The following is a 23,880-nucleotide window of genomic DNA, read 5'->3' on the forward strand; positions in this document are numbered from 1 at the left end:
CGGCAGCAAAGAATATTTTTTGACCTCACAAGTTATGCATTAAAATAATTACTAATAAAAATCATATTGCAAATTCGGCGAAAATTGCGCAATGTTAATCTAGATTCTTTGGTTCGCTATTAAATTTAAGGTGGTAATAGATTGTGGCGTCAAAATCCGGCATCGAGCGTTGGTATTGAAGTGCTCAATTTTTAATCTATTATTTCTTATGGATGCTATTTCTAATACATAATTTTATTATATTTTTCATAAAATCAGGCGAAACGCCGATAAATTAATCACAATTTATTAAGTAAATAATCGGTCAAGAATAGTCTTTGGAAGGGGCGCGATATAAGCAAGATTTAGGTATATACAACGTATCGACCGAATTATAAAAACACCTTTAGAACACCTATTATTGCCACCATGACCGTCTCTCGGACTGTCATCAGGAGACTTGAGCGTATGGATAATCAATCTCTGTCGGAACACAGCATCGCCGCTGCAGACTTGCTCTCAGCGATGGCGAACCCAAAGCGCCTGATGATCTTGTGCACGCTGGTGGATACGGAAGTGCCTGTTGGTGTTCTCGCTTCTCAGGTTGGCCTCAGTCAGTCCGCTCTCTCGCAGCATTTGTCGAAATTGCGTGCGCAGCGACTGGTGAAGACACGACGGGATGCGCAGACCATCTATTACTCCAGCAACTCCGAATCCGTGAAGAAGATCCTTGCTTCACTCGAGGACATCTACTGCCAGGCGCAGAAAAGCAGCAAGACTGCGGCTTGATCCCAAGGTCCTGTTAAGGCCCGGCAGCATCACCCAATTGAAACCGGCGCACGACGCCGGTTTTTCTTTTCAGCGGCCTTCCCGCGGCTGCATCCGGCACAGGGATCGGGGCTGCGTATTAGCGCGGTTTTCATACCGGCGCAGCCGTTTGTATCTGTTGTTTGAGGCGGGTTGCTGCAGCGGCATATCCGCCGTCGGCGCCATCCACGAAATGCATGTGGTCTCTCGAAAGCGGAGATGGAACAATACAGGTCATCAATGCGGCATCCTGTTCGTGCAGGCCGTAATAACAGCTTCCCGACAGGCGCCCCTGTTCCAGCCGCGCGCGGATATTTTCGAGTCGGGCGGCGTCGATATCAACGGTCATCTTCAGACCGTCGTCGAATTTCCTGAAATCGGTGTTGCTGGCGACCGAGCGTCTGTAACGATCCGCATTAAATCGTCCAAGCGACAGTTTGGTCAAACCGAGGAGATTGACGAGGAAGCTTTCACCCAGGATGCGAAACGAGCGGCGCATCCTGCCCCAGGCATCGTGATAGGCAGCGCCGGCCCGGGCTTCGAGGCTAAGACCCTCGCGCACGAAACCGAGTTTCGGCCCATCCTCCGGCACGGGGTGGCCGTGTCTTGCATCCTGCTCGGCGAGATCAACGAGATCGATGACCAGCTGACGGAATGCCGGCATGTCCCGCGACGGTCCCGGCACGGCGATAATCGACACCACCTTGCCGTGGGTTGCCGGAATGGGGTTCCAGCGGCAGGAAAGACCGGTGAGATCGGGGCGTTCGCCCGTTTCCGCGGCGGGCAGGGCATATTGCCCGTCCTTCATCCGCGCTTCCGCCCAGCTGTTGCCGCCACCTGAGAACATGGCGTAGGAAACATCCTCGCTTGCCTGAAAGCGCGCGACGCGAATATCGAAGCCATTTTCACGAATATCCTCGATGGGAACCAGCGCCACGCGCATGGCAAGATCGAGATCGTCCTTTACCCAACGCTGCACATTCGAAAGTGCCGTTCGTGCGACAGGCAGCCCCTGGGGCGGCACCGTGACGGCGGCGCCATCGCCGCCGAAAACGAAAGGCAGGTCGTGACGCCCGAGACTGTTCGATACGCCTGATATGACCGCCGCACCCGCCATATTGACGGCCTTGTAGCGGCCGGTGCCGATGGCCGAAGTCGAATCGACGATATCGGCGATGGCCAGCCCCCATCCCGGCGGCAGGGCGCGATAAAGCGTCGGGTCGGCCACATCTTCAAAATGCCGGAAGACGGGCAGGCCCGTCAGAAATTCTTCATCTGCTGCGATCATGGCGTATTATCCTCCAGCGGCGACCAAACGCCAAGCGTTTACGGAAAGCCGATGCGTCCTTTCCGATGGCGCAATCACGGTCGATCCGGCGATTGATTTACCGCTAATAGAGCTAATCCAGCAAAGGTGACTTGCATAAATCATCAAACCTTCCGTATGAGTTGAGTGGAAGGCTCGGAATTCAAAAATGGAACGAGTTTTCGCCGGGAGGCGTCCGATAGTTTCATTCGGTCGGCGCCCATGGCGCTCACCGGGTCCCGCGACCCCCTTTAAGGAGACACCAGGATGAAACTGAAGACATTGACCAGCGTGACGCTTGCAGCGTCCTTCGCATTCGCACCCCTTGCTCATGCCGAGATCGTCATCGGCCTGATTGCGCCGCTCACCGGTCCTGTCGCCGCCTATGGCGACCAGGTTAAGAACGGCGCCCAGACGGCAGTCAATGAAATCAACAAGAAGGGCGGCATCCTCGGCGAACAGGTCGTGCTGAAGCTTGCCGATGACGGCGGTGAGCCGAAGCAGGGCGTTTCCGCGGCCAACCAGCTTGTTGCCGAGGGCATCCACTTCGTCGTCGGTCCTGTGACGTCCGGCGTCGCCATTCCGGCATCGGATGTCTTTGCCGAAAACGGCGTGCTGATGGTGACGCCGACGGCGACCGCGCCGGGCCTGACCAACCGCGGCCTTTCCAACGTTTTCCGCACCTGCGGTCGTGACGACCAGCAGGCCGAGGTTGCGGCGAAATATGTTCTCGCCAACCTCAAGGACAAGAAGATCGCCATCATTCACGACAAGGGCGCTTACGGCAAAGGTCTGGCAGACGCCTTCAAGACCACGCTGAACGCCGGCGGCGTGACCGAAGTGCTCTACGACGCGCTGACGCCCGGCGAAAAGGATCTCGGCGCGCTGACGGCCCGTCTGAAGTCCGACAATGTCGACATCGTCTATTTCGGCGGTTACCATCCGGAAGCGGGTCTTCTGGTGCGTCAGCTGAAGGATATCGGCTCCAAGGCTGCCGTTATCGGCGGTGACGGCTTGTCGAACAGCGAGTTCTGGAACATCGGCTCGCAGGCTGGCGAAGGCACGATCTTCACCAACGCTTCCGACGCGCTGAAGAACGACGATTCCAAGGCCGCTGCCGAAGCGCTGAAGGCCGCCAACATTCCGGCGGAAGCCTTCACGCTCAACGCCTATGCCGCTGTTGAAGTGCTGAAGGCCGGCATCGAGAAGGCCGGAAGCGCCAAGGATTCCGAAGCCGTCGCCACGGCCCTGAAAAGCGGTGATGCTTTCCCGACCGCAATCGGCAAGGTGACCTACGGCGAAAACGGCGACCTGACCTCGCAAGCCTTCTCGCTTTTCAAGTGGCAGGACGGCAAGATCGTCGCAGCCGAATAAGCTGATCCTACCGGCCGCACCTGTGCGGCCGGTTTCATTTTTGCGGCCGAAAATGGGTCAAGGCAGCATGGGCGACGCCGGGAAACAGATTTTTGGAGACATCGGCTTCGGACGGACGTTCCCGATTGTCCGGATCTTCGACGAGGCCAAGGCGCGGGAGTTCTATGTCGAGTTTCTCGGTTTCGGGGTCGATTGGGAACACCGATTCGGCGAAAATTTCCCGCTCTATATGCAGGTTTCACGAGCCGGAATGGGGCTTCACCTCAGCGGCCATCATGGGGATGCGACGCCGGGTTCCAACATCTTCGTCACCATGCACGGCGTTCACGCCTATCAACAGGAACTGGCGGCGAAGGACTATCGCTTCATGAAGCCGGGCGTTGAAGAACTGCCATGGGGCGATGTGATGGAAGTGACCGATCCGTTTGGCAACCGCATTCGTTTCTGCGAGCAAAAAAGCGAAGCATGACGTTTTGGACGAGGGCTCAAGGCCCTTGACCTTGTTCTCCGTTTGAAGGATAGAACGCGCAAATAGCGAACCGCGCGCACGGAGACCCCGTGCGCGCGGTTCGTGCGTTTTGGCACTTGATGATGCAATTCGTTCGCATCCGCACGGGGGCAGAAAATGAACAATGAAGGCAATATGCCGGGCGGGGCGCTGGTTCGCAAGCTCGCATTCTGGGGCATCCCGCTTTCTTTCGGCGTCCTTGGCCTGAAGCTCGTGGCCTGGTGGGTCACGGGCTCGGTCGCGCTTTTATCGGACGGTCTGGAATCGACCGTGAACGTGGTCGCGGCCTTCATCGCCTATTTCGTCATTCGCTATGCGCAGAAGCCGGCCGATGACGACCACCAGTTCGGCCACCATAAAGCGGAATATATTTCCGCGGTCGTGGAGGGTGTACTCATCGTCGTTGCCGCGCTCCTGATCGTGCAGGAGGCCTGGGGCGCTCTGTTCAATCCGAGATTGCCGGAAGCGCCGGTGCTTGGTCTTGCGATCAATGCCGTGGCCGGTATCGTTAATGCTGTCTGGGCGATAATCCTGATTCGCGTCGGCAAAAAACATTCCTCACCCGCGCTTGCGGCCGATGGCCACCACATCATGTCGGATGTCGTTACCTCGGCGGGTGTTCTCGTCGGCCTTGTCCTTGCATTGCTGACGGGCTACGCCATTCTCGATCCGCTGCTTGCCATTCTGGTGGCCATAAACATCCTGTTCCAGGGATCGAAGGTCATTCTGCATTCGCTTGGCGGGCTGATGGATCGGGCCGTGGAGCCGGAAGAGGACGAGGCGATCAAGAAGGCCATCGCCGAACATTCCGGCGGTGTGATTGGCGTACACGATCTGCGGACACGTCGCGCCGGCTCGGCCGCCTTCATCGATTTTCACGTCGTGGTCCCTGCTGTCATGACGGTGCGGGAGGCGCATGATATTTGCGACCGCCTTGAAGATGCCATAAGGGACGTCATACCGGGCGCCAGCCTTGCCATTCACGTCGAGCCTGAGGGCGAAAAGGCGCATGGCGTCAAAGTGATTGTTTGAAAAACAGGAGTTTTCCATGTCCGTGACGGATGTTTCCGGCCTGTCGCAGCTGGGCACGAAGGTCGATACGCCTGAGAGCCCGGAAAAGGCCGTGCTCGAAAAAGTGCCGAACGGCAATGCCGGCACCGATTATGTCGTGCGCTTCACTGCGCCCGAATTCACATCGCTTTGCCCGATGACCGGCCAGCCGGATTTCGCCCATATCGTCATCGACTATATTCCGGGTGATTTCCTGGTGGAATCCAAGTCGCTGAAGCTGTTTTTGCAGTCCTTCCGCAACCACGGCGCATTCCATGAGGATTGCTCGGTCTATATTGCCAAGCGGCTGGTGGAGCTGCTGCAGCCGAAATGGCTGCGCATCGGCGCTTACTGGTATCCGCGTGGCGGCATTCCGATCGACGTCTTCTGGCAGACCGGACCGGCGCCTGAAGGTGTGTGGCTGCCGGATCAGGGCGTTCCCACCTATCGCGGTCGCGGCTGATCCGGCTTTGTCGGGATCGATGATTCAGGCGAACGAACCGTCGTCGCCTGAATCGAAATCCGCATCGTCGACGTTATCGTCGTAATCGGCCTGCTGGATATCGTCATCGTCGTTGTTTTGCGGGCTGGCGCTGTCGCCATAATAATTGTTGATGACGGTTTCCTCGACTGGCGCGTTGCCGATGCCGCTATTGCCGCCGAAGGGAGAGCCAAGGCCGAGCGACGACATGTGGCCGCCGAAAATGCCGCTCAACGAATTGGCGAGCAGCATGCCGCCGGCGACACCCGCGGCGGTTCCGAGCGCCCCCTGTAGAAAACCACCGCCTGATGTGCGCCCGAATGCGGCGGGCTGCTGGCTCCAGGGGCCGCCGGGTTGCTGGCCTGCGGGCGATCCCCAGGGACCCGCCGTCTGGCCGGCGGTATCGTTGCGCCATGAGGCTTGCGGGGCAGGGACGGGTGTCGGTGCTGGCGGCTGTGACTGGCCGGTTCCGAAGATGGAACTCAGAAAGCCGCCCTGCGCTGCGGCCTGTGGGGCGCTATTGCCGCTTTCCAGCGCGTGGATACGGTCTTCGAGCTGCTTGATATGGGCTGCGGCCGCTTCCAGTCCCTTTTCCTGAACGATGACCGCCTGGGCGAGATAATAGGGGGCCGCGGGCTGATCGCGCACGGCGTCTGCGATCAATGTTTCCGCCTCGCGGTCACGCGGGGTGGCGGATGCGGCCCTGGTTCTTTCGAACAGGCCCTTGAGAAGCTGACTTTCTTCCGGTGACATATGCTGCCTCCTTACCGTGAAGCGAAAATCCACGATAAGGAGGTAGGCCTCAATTCCGGCTTTTCAAAGCGGCCCGAATTTTAAATTTCGGTAATGATCGTCAGCCGCCGAAGGCGAGCGAGAGACCCGCAATCGCTGTCAAGGCGCCGACGGTGCGGCTGGCTACTGAGCCGAAACGGGCAATGCCGAGGCCGAGCGCAATGCCGGCCGCATGCAGGATGGCGGTGGCGATCATGAAGCCGATGCCGAATTGAAGCGCGCCGGCGCTGCCGAGTTCACCGCCATGGGCATGGCCATGGAAAAGCGCGAAAGCGCCGACGACGGCCGCCGCCGCTGCCGTGGGAAGCCTTGTCGCCATGGCAACGAGCAGGCCGGGACCGATGACGGAGGCGAGAATGGCCGGTTCGACGAAGGGAAGCCCGATGCCGTAAACCGCCATCAGAAAGCCGACGGCCATGGTGCCGACGAAGGCGGAAGGCACTATCCACAGCGCCTTGCGGTCGTTCTGCGCCACGGCGATCTGCGAGGCCCAGATGCCGACGGCCACCATCGCCAGAATGTGATCCGCACCAAAGAAGGGGTGGGAGACGCCGGCCATGAAGGAGCCGTGTTCTTCCGGGTTCAAATGGGCGAAAGCGGGCAGGGCGGTAACGCCCAGTGCGGCGGCTGCGAGGCTTAGTCTTTTCAGCATGGTTCCCTCTTGAGATTATGACCGCCCGCAACGGGATCTTGGGCTTCCCGCAGCCGGCGGCGCTGTAATGAGGCGTCAACGATATCGCGAAGGCAGACAGGCTGTCCATGCGTCATCTGCCGGTGGTGCTGTTTATTGTTGGAGGGCAAACCTTGCCTTTTTCGCTCATTGCCTTACGTAACAAGTCGCACTATGTCCGAAGGGCATGCACGAATTTTGCTGGAGAGAGCCGTTGATGAACGAAGACGAAGACGACAAGAGCAAGGAACTGCCGATCGGCAAGGAAACGGAAGCGAATCTTTTCAAGTCGCGTTCGATCTTCATCTATGGTGGCATCACGCAGGAACTGGCGCAGAAGGTTTGCACGCAGCTCGTGGCCCTTGCCGCCGCCAGCGACGACGACATTCGCGTATATGTCAATTCGCCGGGCGGCCATGTCGAATCGGGTGATTCCATCCATGACATGATCAAGTTCATCAAGCCGAAGGTCTATATGATCGGCACGGGCTGGGTCGCTTCCGCCGGCGCGCTGATTTACGTTTCGGTGCCGAAGGAACGGCGCCTGTGCCTGCCGAACACCCGCTTCCTGCTGCACCAACCCTCCGGCGGTACGCGCGGCATGGCCTCCGACATCGAAATCCAGGCCCGCGAAATCATCAAGATGAACCAGCGCCTGATCAAGATCTTCTCCAAGGCCACCGGCCAGAGCGAAGAAAAGATCGCCAAGGATATCGATCGCGATTATTGGCTCGGCGCGGAAGAGGCCAGGGATTACGGCCTCGTCGGCAAGATCGTCGAGAGCCAATCGGAACTCTGAGCTTTCGATTTTTCAGTTGAGAAAGCCCGTATCGGTGGAAGCCGGTGCGGGCTTTTCGTTTAAGGTCGGTGTTATTTCATCATGTCGCAGGCCTTGGGCCGGCCGTTACATCTTCACGTGCTTGTGAGGGCAAGTTCGAGCGAGATTTTTTTTGAGTCACCATGTAACAATATCCTCCTGAGCGCGAATAACCCGATAGTGACGATGACAGGCAGCCCTTCGGAAGAGACACTGAAAATGCTGATGCTGCGTTCCCTCGATGGGGACGAAGGTGCCTACAGGCATTTGCTTCATGCCCTGAGACGGCTGCTGATCGCCTATTACGGCAGGCGCATGGCCGCCGCCGCCAGAGGCGATGTCGAAGATATTGTGCAGGAAACCCTGTTGTCGCTTCACGCCAAACGAGAGACCTATGATCGTGCGCGACCTTTCACGGCGTGGTTCTTTTCGATAGCGCGCTACAAGCTCATCGATCACTATCGGGGCCGGGGTGCGCGCCTGTTGGCGGAAGTCGAACTTGATGAAACGCTGGAGGCGGAACCGTCTGTTGACGCGGTCACAGCCCGCATGGATGTGGAGCGGCTGCTCGACGAACTGCCGGAACGGCAACGGGATCTCATTCGAAGGGTGAAGCTAGAAGGTCACTCAATTGCCGAAGCGGCGCAACAGTCCGGCCAGACCGAGCTTGCGGCGAGGGTCGGTATTCACAGAACGCTGAAAGTCCTGGCGGCAAAGTTGCGGGGGGACACGTGAAGAAGACGGAAGACATCATCGAACAACTGGCGGACGATCTGAAACCTGTTGCCGCTTTCGCGCTGGAGCGGAGGTTGGCGTTCGCCGTCTTGCCTGCGCTCGGCTTTTCGCTGGTGCTGATGCTGGCCATTCTGGGGCTTCGCGTCGACATGAGTGACGCCATGACCGAACCGGGTTTCTGGGTCAAATCCGCCTATAACGCCGTTCTTGCCACGGTTGCCTTTTTCGCCGTCATGCGGCTTGCGCGGCCGGAAGGCGAGCGGGGTTTCCTGTTTGTGTGGCTTGCGCTGATTTTTGTCGCCATGGCGCTTATCGCGCTCGTTCAACTCGGATTTGCCGTGCCCGGCACCTACAGCACCCTTATTATCGGGTCGTCGGCGCTGCATTGCCCGTTTTTCATCGTTGCTTTTGCACTGCCGCTGTTTATGGCGAATTTTGCGGTTCTCAAGCGTTCGGCTCCCGCTGATCCCACGCTTGCGGGATTTGCCGCAGGCATTGCCGCGGGTGCGGCCGGAGCTTGGGTCTATTCGTGGTTCTGCACCGAAAACGGCATGGCTTTCGTGTTGATCTGGTATTCGCTTGGCATCTTGGCGACCGGCATCGCCGGCGCTTTTGCCGGCTCACGTCTGCTTCGCTGGTGAAGACGCCTCTCGGAATAATTGCCGATGCCGGCCCTGAGCTGATTCAGAGCCGGCATTCCGCTTCTGGCGGATTTCACTGACTGAGGTTGGCGGGAATTGCGAAAGCTGCAAACTGGGTGAACTGCTTGCCCGTGTTGAAATTGTCATCGGAGGCGATGACGAACAGCTGCTTGCCATCCACCACCGGGCCGAAGGCGAAGCTCTCGATATTGTCGATATCGAGGCCGAAATCGCCTTCGTTGATTTCAAACCAGGGTGATTTGGATACGGCGGCCACGGATGCCGGATCGATCTTGTCCTTGCCGAGAATATTGTCGGCGCGGGACATGTCGGCGATGAAAAAGCGGATGTGGTTGCCGACGCCGGAGGCAAAATTGCGCTCGACGGCGACAAAACGACCATCCGGCAGTGCGGCGATGGCGGAAAGGCCGTTGTCGTTATATTTCGGCTCGGCGGCCGTCGGCGTCTTCGAGATTGCCTCGGTGACATAGACGTGCTCGGCGACCGGCTTCAGCGTCGCCGTGTCGATGACGAGGATGCGGGCCGGGCTGCCCGCCTGCGGCGTCGCCTTGGGGCCGTCCTGGATGAGAGCATTTTCGGTGGCGGCGATCAGCCGGCCGGGCATCAGGGTCAGGCCTTCAAAAGCGAGGTTGTTCTGGACGCCCTTGGTCTTTGCGTCGTCGACGAGATAGGCGTCCGGCAGCTCCAGCCGCTTCACATTGCTGCCGTCGAGGTCCGCGACGTAGAGAGCCGGCTGGTTCTTCAGGTCGCGTTCGGACGACCAGTAGAGCTTGCCGCCCTTGCGGTCGAGCGCGACGCCCTCCGCATCGATGCCCTTCGGCGCATAAGCGGCGCCAGTCTCATCCTTCAGTTCGCGCGTGGCGGCGATGTTGAGCGTGGCGGCGCCTTCCGTCACGGCCAGTTCCAGCTCGTAATAACGGGCCGGCCCTTTTTCCACGCGGTCATCGGAAATTGCGAGATAACGTCCGGTTTCGCTGTCAAAGGCGAGATCGGAAATGCCGCCGAAGGTAACGCCATCGATGGAAAGACCCGATGGAACGACGATCTGGCCCAGAAACGCCGGTGGCGGCGGGGTCTGGGCTACGGCCGGCAGAGCTGCAAAACAGCAGGCGACGATGGTGACGGTGCGGAGCATGGCAAGGGTCCCTCTTGTTGTGCATGATCGGTCGTGATGCAGGCAGGATTAGCGCCGCGCCGCTAAACTTTGATGACGTTTTCCGCTCCGCCGTACCTGAAGTCTGGCGGCTCATCTTGCCAAGCGGCGTCTTTTTTGATCCTGAATATAATCACGCTTCATCCAGAGCGTGTCGCCATCCCCGGATTCGCGCGTCACGCTTCAGTTTTGTTTCTGCCTGTCGCCAATGTGGACCGTTGCGGTTGTTTGCGACAGGCAGCAGGCCGCAGAGTGCTTCATGCTGAAAGATTTTTCCGTCCAGAGCCTGTTCATGGGCTGCCTCACCGCCTTTGTCGGTTTCGCCAGCTCCTTCGCCGTCGTGCTGCAGGGCCTGAAAGCTGTCGGTGCGACGGATTTCGAGGCGGCTTCGGGGCTGATGGCGCTTTCGGTAGCAATGGGGCTTTGCGCCATTATCCTTTCCGCCGCCACCCGGCTTCCCATCAGCATCGCCTGGTCGACGCCGGGCGCTGCGCTGCTTGCGACCACCGGCGTCATTGAGGGCGGCTTTCCGGCGGCCGTCGGCGGTTTCATCATCTGCGCCATCCTGATCATCATCGCGGGCCTATTCAGGCCGCTGGGAAAGGCTGTCGCCTCCATTCCTGCGCCGCTTGCCAACGCCATGCTTTCGGGCGTCATCATCGGCCTGTGTTTCGCGCCCATCAAGGCGATCGGTTTCAACCCGGCGCTTGGATTGCCCATCATCCTTGCCTGGATCGTGGTGGGAGCCTTCAAACGGCTGTTCGCTGTGCCCGCCGCCCTTGCCGCCTTCGTGCTGGTGATGATTTTCGGCGTCGACATTCCGGCGGGTGCGCTGGACAGCGTGGCGCAATCGCTGACGCCGCCGATGGAGTGGGTAACGCCTGTCTTCAGTCTCCACGCGGTTGTTTCCATCGCGCTGCCGCTCTTCATCGTCACCATGGCCTCGCAGAATATTCCCGGTATCGCGGTGCTCAAGGTCAATCATTACAATCCGCAGCCCGGACCGCTTTTCGCCTCGACCGGCTTTTTCTCGCTGCTCTCTGCGCCGTTTGGCGGGCATGCGGTCAATCTCGCGGCGATTACGGCGGCCATGTGCGCGGGCGAGGACGCCCATCCCGATCCAACGCGGCGTTACTGGGCGGCGATCATCGGCGGTGTCGGCTATATTATTTTCGGTCTTTTGGCGGGCGTGGTCACCGCCTTCGTGGCGCTGGCGCCGCCCATCCTCATCCAGGCGGTGGCGGGGCTGGCGCTGGTCGGCGCCTTTTCCGGCTCCGCAGTCGCAGCCTTCAGGGAGCCGGAAACCCGCGAGGCGGCGGCCATTACCTTTCTCATCACCGCATCCGGCCTTTCCTTCGGCGGCATTTCCGGAGCCTTCTGGGGGCTGATCGGTGGCGGGCTGATGATGGCGTTGCAGCGGGTGGTGAAGCGTGGTTAGATGGTGGAAATGGTATAGTTTTTATATTATATTCCTATGGTATTCGAATTTGATCCGATAAAGAGCGCTGGCAATAAAGACAAACACGGCATCGATTTTGTCGATGCACAGGCATTGTGGCACGATAAATACGGTTTGACGGTTACAGCGCAGAATATTGGAGAAGAGCGGTTCGCCCTCATCGCACTTCTCGGGGAGAAGTTGTGGTTGGCTGTCCATACAGTGCGGGGTGGCCGTATTCGCATCATTTCCGTGCGACGTGTCCGAGAATTAGAGAGGTATCATTATGAAGACAATAAGCGCAGAAGAATTCGACAGGATGGCCGATGACGGCGAAGACATCAGCGAATATCTCGACTGGTCGACGGCGCGCCATCTGAACATCGAACCCAAGCGCGTGAACATCGATTTTCCGACGTGGGTCGTCAACGATCTCGACAACGAAGCACGTCGTCTCGGTGTGACCCGGCAATCGCTTGTCAAATTGTGGATCGCTGAAAGGCTGGAGACTGGCCGCCAAGCAAAATAAGCCTGCGCATCACAAGATCACTTGTCAGGCCGCCAGCCGCTGTTTATACACATCGCCATGAGCAACAGCATCGCAACCATTTTTGGCATGAGCGCGCAGATTTCTGCGAAGGCCTCGCCGTGCGGTGCACTCTCGCTTCTTAGCCTCGACCTTACACGCGGTTGCCGGGTCCAGTGAGGAGCGCCCGGCGGCCGAAAGCCCGCTGGCGCAAACGCTCCTCATCTCGAAATCTCATTTTATACTGGATTTAGGCCCTGAAGGGCCGCGCATCCGCCGATGGTGAAAGACGCCCGCGGACTGCGCAAGGAGGAAGCGAAATGGACGGCAAGATCACCAATATTTCCAAGGGCATGGCTGACGCGAGCGTGAAGTATCGCCCTTACCCGACCATCAATATCCCCGACCGGACATGGCCGGGTAAGACCATCGACAAGGCGCCGATCTGGTGTTCGGTGGACCTGCGCGACGGCAACCAGTCGCTGGTCAACCCCATGGGTCACGACCGCAAGGCACGCATGTTCAAGCTGCTGCTCGAAATGGGTTTCAAGGAAATCGAGATCGGTTTCCCTTCCGCCTCGCAGACGGATTTCGATTTCGCCCGCTGGTGCGTGGAAGAGGGCAACGTGCCCGACGATGTCTCCCTGCAGGTGCTGGTGCAGTGCCGCCCGGAGCTGATTAGCCGCACGTTCGAGGCGTTGGAAGGCGCCAACAAGCCGATCATCCATTTCTACAATTCCACGTCGGAATTGCAGCGCCGCGTGGTGTTCGGCAAGGATGTGCATGGCATCAAGCAGATCGCCGTCGATGCCGCCAAGATGATCACCGATATGGCGGCGAAGGCTGGCGGCGGTTATCGTTTCGAATATTCGCCCGAGAGCTTTACCGGCACAGAGCTGGAAGTGGCGCTGGAAATCTGCAACGCCGTGGTCGAGGTGGTGAAGCCGACGGCGGACAACAAGCTGATCCTGAACCTGCCCTCGACCGTCGAAATGGCGACGCCGAACATCTATGCCGACCAGATCGAATGGATGTGCCGCAATATCGACAACCGCGAAAACGTCATCATCTCCCTGCATCCGCATAATGACCGTGGTACCGGCATTGCCGCGACCGAACTGGGTCTGATGGCGGGTGCGGATCGCGTCGAAGGCACGCTGTTCGGCAATGGCGAGCGCACCGGCAATGTCGACGTCGTGACGCTGGCGCTGAACATGTATACGCAGGGTGTGGATCCTGAGCTGGACTGCCGCGATATCGAGCGCATCAAGGATGTCTACGAATATTCCAACGAGATGACGATCCCGGAGCGCCACCCTTACGTGGGCGAACTGGTCTATACGGCCTTCTCCGGCTCGCATCAGGATGCGATCAACAAGGGCATGAAGGCGATCAAGGTCGCCAACCACCCCGTTTGGGAAGTGCCCTATCTGCCGATCGATCCGAAGGATGTCGGCCGCTCCTATGAGGCGATCATTCGCATCAACTCACAATCCGGCAAGGGCGGTATCGCCTATATTCTCCAGCAGGATTACGGCATCAACCTGCCGCGCAATTTGCAGGTGGAGTTCCGTGAGGACATCCAGCGCATCACCGATGAAGAGGGTGTCGAGCTGCCGGCCAAGCGCATCTACGAGCGTTTTATCGAGCGCTACGTGACACAGCCGAATGCGCGCATCAAGTTCGTGGATCACCACACCTATCCGGCCGGCGATTTCAAGGGCGTGCGCATCGTCGCCGCCGAGATCACCGACAATGGCGAGGTGAAGCGCATCGAGGGCAAGGGAACGGGTCCGATCGACGGGTTCATCAATGCGCTGTCGGTTTATCTTGGGGTTGATCTGTCGGTGAACGATTATTCGGAGCATTCACTGCAGCATGGCTCGAATGCTTCGGCCATCGCCTATGTCGAGATGGAGCATCCGGGTGGTAAGTTGTTCGGCGCGGGGATCAACACGAATATCGTAGCGGCTTCGCTGGAGGCAATCGTTTCGGCGGCCAACCGGGTGTTGGAAGAGCGGGCGAAGTGAGCTTGCTTGGAGGGTGGGTTTACCCCCCCCACCCTCCGTCGCTTTACTCCTCCGGACTCTGCTCCGCAGGACGCGAAAACCCAAGCGGCCTACCATTCTCATAAAACACCCTGATATCCTCAAGCGCCACACCCGTGCCGGCCTCGTTGAGGCTATGCCGTTCGCAGGCAACGTTCCAGGTACCGGGACCGCCGGAAATGTTGAAGAGATTATAGGCCGCCCGCGGTTTTTCGCCGCCCGGCCCCTGGCTGGCGGAGGAAATGCCGACGACGGGGATATGGTCCAGCCCGTGATGTGTATTCAGCCAGTAAACCGTGTTCAAATGGGTGTGCCCATGCAACACCAGTTCCGCACCGCCGACGCCAAGTGCTGCTGCAAAACGGCGAACGCCGAACATGCGCTTGTGGGCGGCAGTGGCACCCCGGATCGGCGGATGATGGATCATCACCACGCGGAACAAGCCCTGTTCACCGGCTTTTTTTAAGAGTCCCGCCGTGGCGCGGGCCTGCCGGTTACCGAAATATCCCGTTGCGGAGAAGGGCGGTGTGGCAATGGAGGTGGAGCAGCCGATCAGCGCCACGGGGCCGCGCAAGCGCATATAGGGGAAAATCTTGCGGTCATCATCCCATTCCGCAGGGTCGCCATCACCGCGCACGTAAGGATACCAGGCCTGCATGGCCTTGTCGTGCGCGCCGGACACATAGGCGTCGTGATTACCGGGAACGACGGAGGTCTTTTCGGGATCGCCCACTTCCTCCAGCCAGTCGGCGGCGGCGCGGATTTCGATGCCGGTCGCAAGATTGACGAGATCGCCGGTGATAGCCAGATGATCCGGCGATTTTGTCTCGAGATCGTCGAGCAGCTTTTCAAGCGTATCGGTGAAGAGATGCTTGCGGCGGTTGCGATGCCAGTTGACGAAACCGGTGATCCGTTTCGATGCAAGTTCCCGGAAAGTGAGTTTCGGCAAAGGCCCCAAATGGACGTCTGAAATATGCGCAAGTTTGAACATGGCGGGAGAGATAACCTATGATATGCCACACGTCCAACAAAAGCCTGCCGACGGGGAGAAACCAGAGTGAGTGATGAGACAATGCGGCGGGACGCCCGCCCGTTCCACACGCGCCTGCTGATCCGCATTCTGCATTTCGTTTTCCTGTTCACGCGCGGTGCAACCCTTGGCGTGCGCGCCGCTTGCTACGATGAACAGGGCAGGATTTTTCTCGTGCGGCACACCTATCTGCCCGGCTGGTATCTGCCGGGCGGCGGGGTGGAACGCGGCGAAACCCTGCTCGCGGCATTACACAAGGAAATTCGCGAGGAAGGCAATCTTGAGGCTTCCTCGAAGCCGGAGCTTTTGCATGTCTACCTCAATCTGGAAGGCAGTAACCGCGATCATGTGGCGCTCTACCGGCTTCAGGTCACCCAGACCACGCCGAAAAAACCGGATCATGAAATCACTGAAAGCGGTTTTTTCGATCTCTCAGACCTGCCGGAAAATGTGACACCCGCCACCCGCCGCCGCCTTGCCGAACTTTCCGGCAAAGCGGCGATTGCCGACTACTGGTAGCGGCTATCGCTCCCGTCAGGCAAGGGCCTCGCGGCCATGGGCCATGGTCAGGTCCAGTTCCGGGCCAACGGGCACGATGCCGGTCGGATTGATGGTGCGGTGGCTGCGGTAATAATGTTCCTTGATGTGGCGCATATCGACCGTTTCAGGTACGCCCGGCGTCTGGTAGAGATCGCGCAGATAAGCCGTCAGGTGCGGATAGTCGTGGATGCGGCGGATGTTGCACTTGAAATGGCCGACATAGACAGGATCGAACCGCACCAGCGTGGTGAATAGCCGCCAGTCCGCTTCCGTCTGCTCCGCGCCGAACAGGAAACGTCGATCCTTCAGGCGGTCCTCCAGCATATCCAGCGTTTCGAATACCTTTACGGCGTTCTGCTGGTAGGCATCCTGCGTGGTGGCGAAACCGGCTTTGTAAACACCGTTATTGACGGTGTCGTAGATTACCTCGTTCAGTGCGTCGATTTCCGAGCGCAGTGCTTCAGGATAATAATCGGCCTGCGAGCCGGTGAGATCGTTGAAGGCCACGTTGAACATGCGGATGATTTCCGCCGATTCATTGGAGACGATGGTGCCGCGTTTTTTATCCCACAGCACTGGCACGGTGACACGCCCCGAATATTTGGGGTCTGCTTTGGTGTAGACCTGCCAGAGCGCCGAGGAGCCGAAGAGGTGATCCTCGGTCGCGCCCGGTGTGCGCTCGCCCTCAGGCTTGAATTCCCAGCCGTTTTCCAGCATCAGCGGATCGACGACGGAGACGGAAATCAGGTCTTCCAGCTTCTTCAGCTTGCGGAAGATCAGGGTGCGGTGCGCCCAGGGGCAGGCGAGGGAGACGTAGAGGTGGTAACGGTCCTTCCCCGCCTCGAACCCGCCTTCTCCGGAAGGGCCGGGTGCGCCGTCCGCTGTAATCCAGTTGCGGAATTGCGAGGCACTGCGCTTAAAGTGCCCCTTGGTTTCCTTGGTGTCGTACCAGACGTCTTTCCATACGCCTTCCACGAGCATACCCATGATGATCTCCTTGGTTGTTTCCTTGTGGCCGATCCTACCCGTTTCACGGTCAGGCGCGAACCCGCCAGGTATTGAACAATGCGTTTCCGCCTCGCATAGCGGGAATGGCACGGCGTAGCGATTTGTTCTGGACGGGCCGTTATTTTCCTGATAATTGCGATTTTCACAATTCTGAGGAAATTTTTGATTATGATCGAACCACGGATGCTCCGACGACGCTGACGCTCCTGAACGCCCTTACCGGCGCAGCCGTCATCTATTGTCGCATCCGTATTCTGGAAGTTTCGGTCTCTTCATGTCCAAGCACGATCTTGTCTACCTCATCGAGGACGCGTCGCACGACGCCATCATCGACGTCATCAACGAAGAAGCATTCGGTCCCGGCCGGCATACCCGTGCGGCCGCGCGCATCCGCGAGCAGGGGCCGCATGACCGGTCGCTGTCCTTCGTCTGCGCCGATGATGGCGAGACGATTGCTTCGGTGCGCATGACGCCGGTTCTGGCCGGCGGGGTGAAGGGCCATATGCTCGGGCCCCTTGCCGTTCGGCCCTCGCACAAGAACAAGGGCATCGGCCGGGAACTCGTCCGGATCGCCATTGCCGCCGCCCGGCGCAACGGCTCGGAAGCGGTAATCCTGATCGGCGATCCGCCCTATTATATGCCGCTCGGTTTCGAGAAGGTCGCTTATGCGGCGCTCGATTTTCCGGGTCCGGTGGACCCGAGCCGGGTGCTGGTGGTGCCAATTGGAGACGACGTGCATCAGCGGCTGAAGGGCAAGATCGGCTGGCGCAACTGCCAGGCCGTCATGCCGGCCGCCATGGCGGCAGATGAGGGTTTTGAGGAGCCGCTCAGGGTTTACGGCTGAGGGGTTCGTTTATCGTTGCGGCGTGCATTTCGTTCCAACCGTGCAAACCCTCCACAGAATTCAATTCCGTTTCCTTCCCCTATACGATAGCAAGTCAAAGTCGATTTCTGCAAAGGGGCGGGGCATGACGGCTATCACCATGAACGATGCGCTGGAGCGCGCGGGCGCAGGCGCCTATCAGCGGCGGCTGATGGGCATATTCGGCCTCGTCTGGGCCGCGGATGCCATGCAGGTTCTCGCCGTCGGCTTCACCGCCGCCTCGATTGCCGCAACCTTCGGGCTGACGGTGCCGCAGGCGCTGCAGACCGGCACGGCGTTCTTTTTCGGCATGCTGCTTGGTGCTGCCGGCTTCGGGCGGCTGGCGGATCGTTACGGGCGTCGCCGTGTGCTGATCGTCACCGTGGCCTGCGATGGGCTGTTCGGTGTGCTTTCGGTGTTCGCTCCTGATTTTACCATCCTGCTTGTTCTGCGCTTTCTCACCGGTGCCGCCGTGGGCGGCACGCTGCCGGTGGATTATGCGATGATGGCCGAGTTCCTGCCCGCCAAAAATCGTGGCCGCTGGCTGGTCTTTCTGGAGGGTTTCTGGGCTGTCGGCACGCTGATCGTGGCGCTGGCGGCCTGGGGCGCGAGCCTTGCCGGTGTCGCCGACGCCTGGCGTTACATTTTTGCCGTGACGGCGTTCCCGGCCGTTCTGGGTCTGGGCTTACGTTTTCTGGTGCCGGAATCGCCGCTTTACCTGCTGCGCAGCGGGCGATTGGAGGAAGCCAAGGCCGTCGTCAACCGCATGCTGGTGACGAATGGGCGCGCGCCGCTCGATGCCGGGACGGCGCTTTTCCAGCCTGATGTGGCTAAGGGCCAGGGGATATTTTCACCGGCGCTCAGGCAGCGCAGCCTCATGATCCTTGCGATCTGGTTCCTCGTCTCTGTTTCCTATTACGGCGTCTTCACCTGGATGCCGGCGAAACTGGCGGGTGACGGTTTCGGTTTCGTGCGCGGTTACGGGTTTCTGGTGCTGGTGGCGCTGGCGCAGATCCCCGGTTATGCGCTTGCCGCTTATGGCGTTGAAAAATGGGGTCGCAAGCCGACGCTGATCGGTTTTTGCCTGCTCTCGGCGCTCGGTTGCCTGCTGTTCACACTCGCGGTCGGCGGCGTCATGATTGCCGCTTCGCTGCTGATCATGAGTTTTGCCCTTCTCGGCACCTGGGGCGCGCTCTACGCCTTTACGCCGGAGCTTTACCCGACCGAATCGCGCGCAACCGGCATGGGGGCTGCGGGCGCCATGGCAAGGCTGGGCGGCCTGCTGGCGCCGTCTCTGCTTGGCTATGCCATAGCGCAGGGTTTTGGCGTCGCAATCGGCATTTTCGCCGGTCTGCTGGTGCTTGCCGCCATTGCCGCGACGATGATCAATGCGGAAACGCGGCAGGTGGCGCTGACCTGACGCGTCGTTCCCGCGCAAAGGCCTGACCCGTTGAGGATCAGGCCAGGCTGTTTCGCCCCTTAGAGCGCCGTATAATTGACCGGCAGCCAATCGTAATTGGTGCTGTCGGTGCGCACATGGCCGATACCGGGGAAGGCTATATGTGCGCCAGCCACCAGATATCTGCCTTCCACCGCCTGCCGGAACGCCAGATCACGCGCCACGACGGCGGCCTTCTGGTCGACGTCGAATTCGATCGCCACATCCGGCTCATCGAACTGGAGGATATCGCCATGGGTGATATCGCCCCAGAAGACGATTTTCTGGCCGTCGCTTTCGAGAACAATAGCGCTGTGGCCGGGCGTGTGGCCGGCGTAAAGGACAGAGCCGAGACCGGCAACCGGCGCGGCATTATCGCCGAATGTCTCGAATTTGCCGGCATCGATATAGGGCTGGATGCTCTCCTTCGCTTCGGCATAACCCTTCTTCAGCGCTTCGGGGGCCGCCTTGGCCTTTGCCGCATCGAGCCAGAAGGCGGCTTCGCGCTCGTTGACGTGCAGGGTCGCATTGGCAAAGACACGTTTGCCATCGGCCGATAGCCCGCCGGAGTGGTCGGTATGGATATGGGTGAGGACAACGTCATCTATGTCAGCGCTTTTATAACCGGAGGCCTCAATATTGGCGACGAGCCTTCCGAGGGACGGGCCGAGATAGGCGCCGGTGCCGGCGTCGATCAGCACCAGCCTGTCTCCTGTGTTGACGAGAAATGCATTGACTGAGGTAGGCGTCTCTTCCGGCAGGAAGGCGTCCTGTAAGACCTTCGAGGCGTGTTCCGGTGTGGTGTTGGTGTAAATCTTGGCGAGTGGCAGCGCGATGACTCCGTCCGAGAGGGCGGTGACTTCCGCCTTGCCGACCATCAGCCGATGAAAGCCGGGGGCCTGTGTGGCGGCAAGGGGCGCCTTGGCGAATGCGACGGCGGGTGCAACAAAAGGCGCGGCGAAGATGGCGCTGGCGGCGCCTTTTAGAAGTGAGCGACGTGACGGCATTGGGGGACTCCTGGGTTGAAGGAATGTCTTGAAACTTTCCGCACTCCAGCTAAGTGTAGACAGGTCAGCAATCAAATCGATGTGACTTATGCAAACTATCGATCATTTCAATCTCCGTTCCTTCGACCTCAATCTTCTCATCGCTTTCGATGCGATGATGGAGGAGATGAACGTTACGCGCGCCGCGCGGCGGCTGAAAATCCAGCAGCCGGCGATGAGCCATAATCTCTCCACCCTGCGGACGCTGTTTCAGGACGAGCTTTTTATCCGCGTGGGGCAGGAGATGAAGCCGACGGCGCGAGCGCTCCATCTGGCTGGCCCGGTGCGGCAGGCGCTCCGGCAGGCGCAGGCGGCGGTTTTGACGGCGGATGTGTTCGATCCGGCCACCGAGCGCCGCACGTTCCGGCTGGGCATGTCTAGCGAGGTGGAGCTGTTGCTTTTGCCGGATCTGACGGCGCGGCTGCGCGAAATCGCGCCCGGCATCCGCATTCTGGCCCGCAGCGGGCAGGAGCAGGAGATCACGGCGATGCTGGATACGGGCGTGATCGACATGGCTGTTGGATGCACCTATTCGAAGGAGCAGCGCCACCGTTGCGAACCGCTTTATTCCTCCAGCGTGCTGTGCTGCTTCAACCCGGCTTTGCTCGATCTGCCCAATCCCGTGGGACTGGACGCCTATATCGAGGCCAAACATGCGGTCATATCGCAGACGGACAGCCTGCATGGCTGCATCAAGGATGCACTGGAACTGAGCGGCTTGGAAATCGATGTCGTTGCGGCTGCGCCGGATTTCCTTTCGGTTCTGGCGACGGCGCGATCCTCAGCGGTGCTGGCGACCGTGTCCTCACGCATCGCCCTTCGTTATGCGCCAATGCTGGGGCTGGAAATAAGCCCCGTGCCGCTGACGCTCAGTTTCCCGCCCGTCGCCATGGTCTGGACATTGCAGACTGACGCGGATGCCGGAGCCGTGTGGCTTCGCCAGCAAATCCGCGAGGCCATGGGCCGAACGGTCGACGGTGGGGTATCGGGGATCGCCGCTTAGAGGCGCTTAGTGGATGCTCTAGAAGCGCTTCTCCAGCCAGGTGATCGACTGGCCGCTGGAAAGGGGGCCGAGCGAGCCGATCCTGATAAAACCGTAGCGTTCGTAGGTTCTCAGGGCATCCGGGTTCATCGTATCGATATAGGCGCCCATGCAGCCGCGTTTTCTGGCTTCCGCCTCCGCCATGGCAAGCAGCTTCGGGCCTATGCCCTGACCGCGCATGGTTTCCGGCACGAAAAGAAGCTGGACGTAAAGCCAGCCGCGAGCGGTGTGGCCCACCAGGCCGCCGGTGACGATGTTTTCGTCGTCGCGGATGGTGATGTTGAGTTCACGTTTGTCGCTTTCACCGAAACGGGCGAGATTATAGGCCACCAGCGGATCGCGAATGGCCTTTTCGGCCTCTGCATCCGCGACATCGCTCAAAACGAAATTCATGTTCATCTTCCCGGGCCGCCGGGCGGCAGCCGTTTCCCGTTTTCCGTTCCGAGACGTGAATCGTCTTAAGCTCTGCGCTGGAAACGCCCTTACCGGCCCTCACGCCACCAAAGCGCGGAAAAGGCAAGCAGCAACGCGCCAAGCCCGGCAAAACCGGCAAAGAGCGGCAGGGTGTTGACGCCTTTCAGCACCGTCTCGTCGGTCATGCGTATCAGCATGCGATCCTCATCGGCAACCCTGATATCTCCGCGCACCGGCAATATATCGGGAAGGGCGATGCGGCCGGAACTATCGGCCACCCGGTGCACGCTGCCCCTGGTGGCATCGGCCAGCGGTTTCAGCGTTTCGGTCGTCGAGATCATCGCCTTGAATTCCGGCGCATCCACCGCGCCGACATGAACGAGAGTGGTGAAATCGCCGTTCTTGATCTCGAACAGGCCGGTTTCATCCATGCGGCGCTCGATTTTGTAAAGACCGGGCTCGGTGCTGGTGAAGGCCATGTTCTCCGTCTTGCCCGAAGGGAAACGCACGCTTGCCTGACCGGGATCGTCGCCGATAGTCTGGCGGGTGATCTGCAAGGTACGGCCATTGGCACGCGCCGTCAGAGCCTCTTCCTCAAGCTCGGGCTCCTTCATCAGCCAGTGGGCGATACGGCGGTAAAGCGCCACATGCGGGCCGCCGCCTTCATAACCACGCGCCCAGAGCCAGCCCTGATCCGACAGCAGCATGGCAACACGGCCTTCGCCCTGGCGGTTCAGCACCAGAAGCGGGTCCTGCCCGTCGCCCAGCATCACCGTCTGGCCCTGCGGCGGGTCGACGCTGATGGTGCGGAACCAGCGGCCCCATTGCGGCGGCTCGGCGCCAGATCCATCCAGCCCACGGGTGACAGGGTGTTTTTTGCCCGCTTCCGAAAGGCGCGGGTAGAAAGCGGCCTGATGCACCTGCCCGGTCGGCTGCGCCGGCAGCACGGAGGCGAGCGGTGTCATTGCGATCGAATCCTGCCCGGCATGTTCCGGACCGGCGGCGATCAGCAGCGCGCCGCCCTTTTCGACATATTGGGCGATGTAATCGTAATAGAGGATCGGCAGCACACCGCGATGCTGGTAACGGTCGAAAATGATGAGATCGAAATCCTCGATTTTTTCGACGAACAGCTCGCGGGTGGGGAAGGCGATCAGCGAGAGTTCGTTGATCGGGGTGCCGTCCTGCTTTTCCGGCGGGCGCAAAATGGTGAAATGCACCAGATCGACCGAGGCGTCGGATTTCAGGAGGTTACGCCACGCCCGTTCCCCGGCGTGGGGTTCGCCGGAGACGAGCAGCACGCGCAGGTTCTGGCGAATGCCTTCGATCAGGTGAACGGCGCGGTTATTGGCAGCCGTCACTTCACCGGGAAGCTCGGCGACGGAAAATTCCATGACATTGTTGCCGCCGCGCGGAACCTTGAAACTGAACGGCGTCGGCTGGCCGGGTGTCGCCTGAAGCGTCGCGATTTCCTCACCGTTCATCTTCACCGTCACTTCCGCAGCACCGCCGCCGGCGGGGCGACCGTCATCGAAGACGCGCAAGGTCAGCTGTTGTTCCTCGTTGACGATGCCGAAGCGCGGGGCGCGGACGATCTCGATACGGCGGTCGAATTCATCGGCCTTGCCGGTGATCAGTCCGTGGACGGGGGCGCGGAAGCCCAGCACCTGTTCGGCATTGGGCAGGGCATTCGGGATATCGTGAATCTGGCCGTCGCTGAGGAAGATCGCGCCGCCGACGCGGGATGGCGAGACATCCGAAACGGCGGAGGAAAGGGCCGAGAAAAGCTGCGTCGAGGGTGAATCGCTCTCACCATTGTCACGCACTTCCACGATGCGCGGCTCGATGCGCGGGAAGCGGGACAGCCGGTCTTGCAGCGCATTCAGGGCGGTGTCGGTCATTTGCGGCCGGTCCTGCACATCCTGACTCTGCGAGCGGTCGACGATGACGGGAACGATGGTTGAAAGCGGTTCGCGCTCCTCCTGCGTCAAAAGCGGATTGGCGATGGCGGCAAGCAAAGCGGCGAGCGCCAGCCCGCGCAGCCATGCGCCGCGGACACCGCGCCACAGGCCGATGAAGGAGAGGACAAGGGCGGCGACAGCCAGAACGGCAATCACGATCCACGGCAGGAAGGGGGCGAAGGTCAATGTCATG

At 59.9% G+C, this 23,880-nt stretch carries 25 protein-coding genes; 16 read left to right on the forward strand and 9 right to left on the reverse strand.

Annotated features, from left to right (window positions below; all coding sequences use genetic code 11):
• Window positions 1–447 precede the first annotated feature (447 nt).
• Window positions 448–768 carry an ArsR/SmtB family transcription factor gene (locus PL597_RS02240; protein ID WP_006314636.1) on the forward strand — a complete coding sequence of 107 codons (321 nt, stop codon included), beginning with the start codon at window positions 448–450 and terminating at the stop codon, window positions 766–768.
• A 130-nt stretch (window positions 769–898) separates the two neighbouring features.
• Here PL597_RS02240 and PL597_RS02245 read toward each other — a convergent pair whose 3' ends face one another.
• The gene (locus PL597_RS02245; protein WP_077981544.1) at window positions 899–2,074 is read right to left on the reverse strand and encodes a DUF3095 domain-containing protein; all 1,176 of its coding nucleotides are present in this window, start codon (window positions 2,072–2,074) and stop codon (window positions 899–901) included.
• Window positions 2,075–2,359: 285 nt separating this feature from the next.
• On the opposite strand from PL597_RS02245, the gene PL597_RS02250 reads away from it, so the two are divergent.
• From PL597_RS02250 to queF, 4 genes are all read left to right on the forward strand, one after another.
• Entirely contained in the window at window positions 2,360–3,466 is a 1,107-nt protein-coding gene (locus tag PL597_RS02250) for a branched-chain amino acid ABC transporter substrate-binding protein (protein ID WP_077981545.1), read from the forward strand.
• 67 nt (window positions 3,467–3,533) lie between these two features.
• Window positions 3,534–3,935, forward strand: coding sequence for a glyoxalase superfamily protein (locus PL597_RS02255; protein WP_191217491.1), 402 nt, complete (start codon window positions 3,534–3,536; stop codon window positions 3,933–3,935).
• 156 nt (window positions 3,936–4,091) lie between these two features.
• Window positions 4,092–5,006, forward strand: coding sequence for a cation diffusion facilitator family transporter (locus PL597_RS02260; RefSeq protein ID WP_137410786.1), 915 nt, complete (start codon window positions 4,092–4,094; stop codon window positions 5,004–5,006).
• A gap of 16 nt (window positions 5,007–5,022) precedes the next feature.
• On the forward strand, window positions 5,023–5,487 hold the full coding sequence (gene queF / locus PL597_RS02265) for a preQ(1) synthase (RefSeq protein ID WP_137410785.1): 465 nt from the start codon (window positions 5,023–5,025) through the stop codon (window positions 5,485–5,487).
• 24 nt (window positions 5,488–5,511) lie between these two features.
• Here queF and PL597_RS02270 read toward each other — a convergent pair whose 3' ends face one another.
• Window positions 5,512–6,258 (reverse strand): DUF2076 domain-containing protein, encoded by a 747-nt coding sequence (locus PL597_RS02270; RefSeq protein ID WP_271364517.1) that lies wholly within the window; start codon window positions 6,256–6,258, stop codon window positions 5,512–5,514.
• 100 nt (window positions 6,259–6,358) lie between these two features.
• Window positions 6,359–6,949: a HupE/UreJ family protein gene (locus tag PL597_RS02275; protein ID WP_271364518.1), complete on the reverse strand. Its 591-nt coding sequence runs from the start codon at window positions 6,947–6,949 to the stop codon at window positions 6,359–6,361.
• A gap of 235 nt (window positions 6,950–7,184) precedes the next feature.
• Here PL597_RS02275 and PL597_RS02280 point away from each other — a divergent pair, with 235 nt between their 5' ends.
• From PL597_RS02280 to PL597_RS02290, 3 genes are all read left to right on the forward strand, one after another.
• Complete coding sequence (locus PL597_RS02280; protein WP_271364519.1) at window positions 7,185–7,766, forward strand: ATP-dependent Clp protease proteolytic subunit; 582 nt, start codon at window positions 7,185–7,187, stop codon at window positions 7,764–7,766.
• A gap of 237 nt (window positions 7,767–8,003) precedes the next feature.
• Window positions 8,004–8,519: a sigma-70 family RNA polymerase sigma factor gene (locus tag PL597_RS02285; RefSeq protein WP_162520318.1), complete on the forward strand. Its 516-nt coding sequence runs from the start codon at window positions 8,004–8,006 to the stop codon at window positions 8,517–8,519.
• The gene (locus PL597_RS02290; RefSeq protein WP_271364520.1) at window positions 8,516–9,160 is read left to right on the forward strand and encodes an NrsF family protein; all 645 of its coding nucleotides are present in this window, start codon (window positions 8,516–8,518) and stop codon (window positions 9,158–9,160) included. Before PL597_RS02285 ends, PL597_RS02290 begins: the two co-directional genes overlap by 4 nt.
• A 73-nt stretch (window positions 9,161–9,233) precedes the next feature.
• Here PL597_RS02290 and PL597_RS02295 read toward each other — a convergent pair whose 3' ends face one another.
• Window positions 9,234–10,316, reverse strand: a complete 1,083-nt coding sequence (locus tag PL597_RS02295) for an esterase-like activity of phytase family protein (protein WP_077981553.1) — start codon at window positions 10,314–10,316, stop codon at window positions 9,234–9,236.
• A 277-nt stretch (window positions 10,317–10,593) separates the two neighbouring features.
• Here PL597_RS02295 and PL597_RS02300 point away from each other — a divergent pair, with 277 nt between their 5' ends.
• The 4 genes from PL597_RS02300 to leuA all read left to right on the forward strand — a co-directional run bounded on the left by PL597_RS02300 (window position 10,594) and on the right by leuA (window position 14,328).
• The gene (locus tag PL597_RS02300) at window positions 10,594–11,772 is read left to right on the forward strand and encodes a benzoate/H(+) symporter BenE family transporter (RefSeq protein WP_269826241.1); all 1,179 of its coding nucleotides are present in this window, start codon (window positions 10,594–10,596) and stop codon (window positions 11,770–11,772) included.
• Between the two features lie 36 nt (window positions 11,773–11,808).
• Entirely contained in the window at window positions 11,809–12,102 is a 294-nt protein-coding gene (locus PL597_RS02305) for a BrnT family toxin (protein WP_142911745.1), read from the forward strand.
• The gene (gene brnA / locus PL597_RS02310) at window positions 12,059–12,301 is read left to right on the forward strand and encodes a type II toxin-antitoxin system BrnA family antitoxin (RefSeq protein WP_020808480.1); all 243 of its coding nucleotides are present in this window, start codon (window positions 12,059–12,061) and stop codon (window positions 12,299–12,301) included. Before PL597_RS02305 ends, brnA begins: the two co-directional genes overlap by 44 nt.
• A 317-nt stretch (window positions 12,302–12,618) precedes the next feature.
• Window positions 12,619–14,328, forward strand: coding sequence for a 2-isopropylmalate synthase (gene leuA / locus PL597_RS02315; protein WP_077981555.1), 1,710 nt, complete (start codon window positions 12,619–12,621; stop codon window positions 14,326–14,328).
• Window positions 14,329–14,371: 43 nt separating this feature from the next.
• On the opposite strand, the gene PL597_RS02320 is transcribed toward leuA, so the two are convergent.
• The gene (locus PL597_RS02320; RefSeq protein WP_271364521.1) at window positions 14,372–15,337 is read right to left on the reverse strand and encodes a metallophosphoesterase family protein; all 966 of its coding nucleotides are present in this window, start codon (window positions 15,335–15,337) and stop codon (window positions 14,372–14,374) included.
• An 81-nt stretch (window positions 15,338–15,418) separates the two neighbouring features.
• Between PL597_RS02320 and PL597_RS02325 the strand changes: the two genes are divergently transcribed.
• Window positions 15,419–15,895, forward strand: coding sequence for an NUDIX domain-containing protein (locus tag PL597_RS02325; protein WP_202048244.1), 477 nt, complete (start codon window positions 15,419–15,421; stop codon window positions 15,893–15,895).
• 15 nt (window positions 15,896–15,910) lie between these two features.
• Here PL597_RS02325 and PL597_RS02330 read toward each other — a convergent pair whose 3' ends face one another.
• The gene (locus PL597_RS02330; protein ID WP_077981558.1) at window positions 15,911–16,903 is read right to left on the reverse strand and encodes a glutathione S-transferase family protein; all 993 of its coding nucleotides are present in this window, start codon (window positions 16,901–16,903) and stop codon (window positions 15,911–15,913) included.
• A 295-nt stretch (window positions 16,904–17,198) separates the two neighbouring features.
• Here PL597_RS02330 and PL597_RS02335 point away from each other — a divergent pair, with 295 nt between their 5' ends.
• Together PL597_RS02335 and PL597_RS02340 are read left to right on the forward strand one after the other, a co-directional pair.
• Window positions 17,199–17,768, forward strand: a complete 570-nt coding sequence (locus PL597_RS02335) for a GNAT family N-acetyltransferase (protein WP_271364522.1) — start codon at window positions 17,199–17,201, stop codon at window positions 17,766–17,768.
• A gap of 124 nt (window positions 17,769–17,892) precedes the next feature.
• Entirely contained in the window at window positions 17,893–19,206 is a 1,314-nt protein-coding gene (locus PL597_RS02340) for an MFS transporter (RefSeq protein WP_271364523.1), read from the forward strand.
• A 59-nt stretch (window positions 19,207–19,265) separates the two neighbouring features.
• Here the strand turns inward: PL597_RS02340 and PL597_RS02345 are convergent, their stop codons facing one another.
• Window positions 19,266–20,231, reverse strand: a complete 966-nt coding sequence (locus PL597_RS02345; RefSeq protein WP_271364524.1) for an MBL fold metallo-hydrolase — start codon at window positions 20,229–20,231, stop codon at window positions 19,266–19,268.
• A gap of 88 nt (window positions 20,232–20,319) precedes the next feature.
• Between PL597_RS02345 and PL597_RS02350 the strand changes: the two genes are divergently transcribed.
• Entirely contained in the window at window positions 20,320–21,273 is a 954-nt protein-coding gene (locus PL597_RS02350; protein ID WP_271364525.1) for a LysR substrate-binding domain-containing protein, read from the forward strand.
• Between the two features lie 18 nt (window positions 21,274–21,291).
• Here PL597_RS02350 and PL597_RS02355 read toward each other — a convergent pair whose 3' ends face one another.
• Complete coding sequence (locus PL597_RS02355) at window positions 21,292–21,705, reverse strand: GNAT family N-acetyltransferase (protein ID WP_137410771.1); 414 nt, start codon at window positions 21,703–21,705, stop codon at window positions 21,292–21,294.
• 89 nt (window positions 21,706–21,794) lie between these two features.
• On the reverse strand, window positions 21,795–23,879 hold the full coding sequence (locus PL597_RS02360; protein WP_137410770.1) for a hypothetical protein: 2,085 nt from the start codon (window positions 23,877–23,879) through the stop codon (window positions 21,795–21,797).
• Window position 23,880: the final 1 nt, after the last annotated feature.

Source organism: Agrobacterium sp. ST15.13.013, from assembly GCF_027956525.1.
Classification (GTDB): domain Bacteria; phylum Pseudomonadota; class Alphaproteobacteria; order Rhizobiales; family Rhizobiaceae; genus Agrobacterium; species Agrobacterium salinitolerans.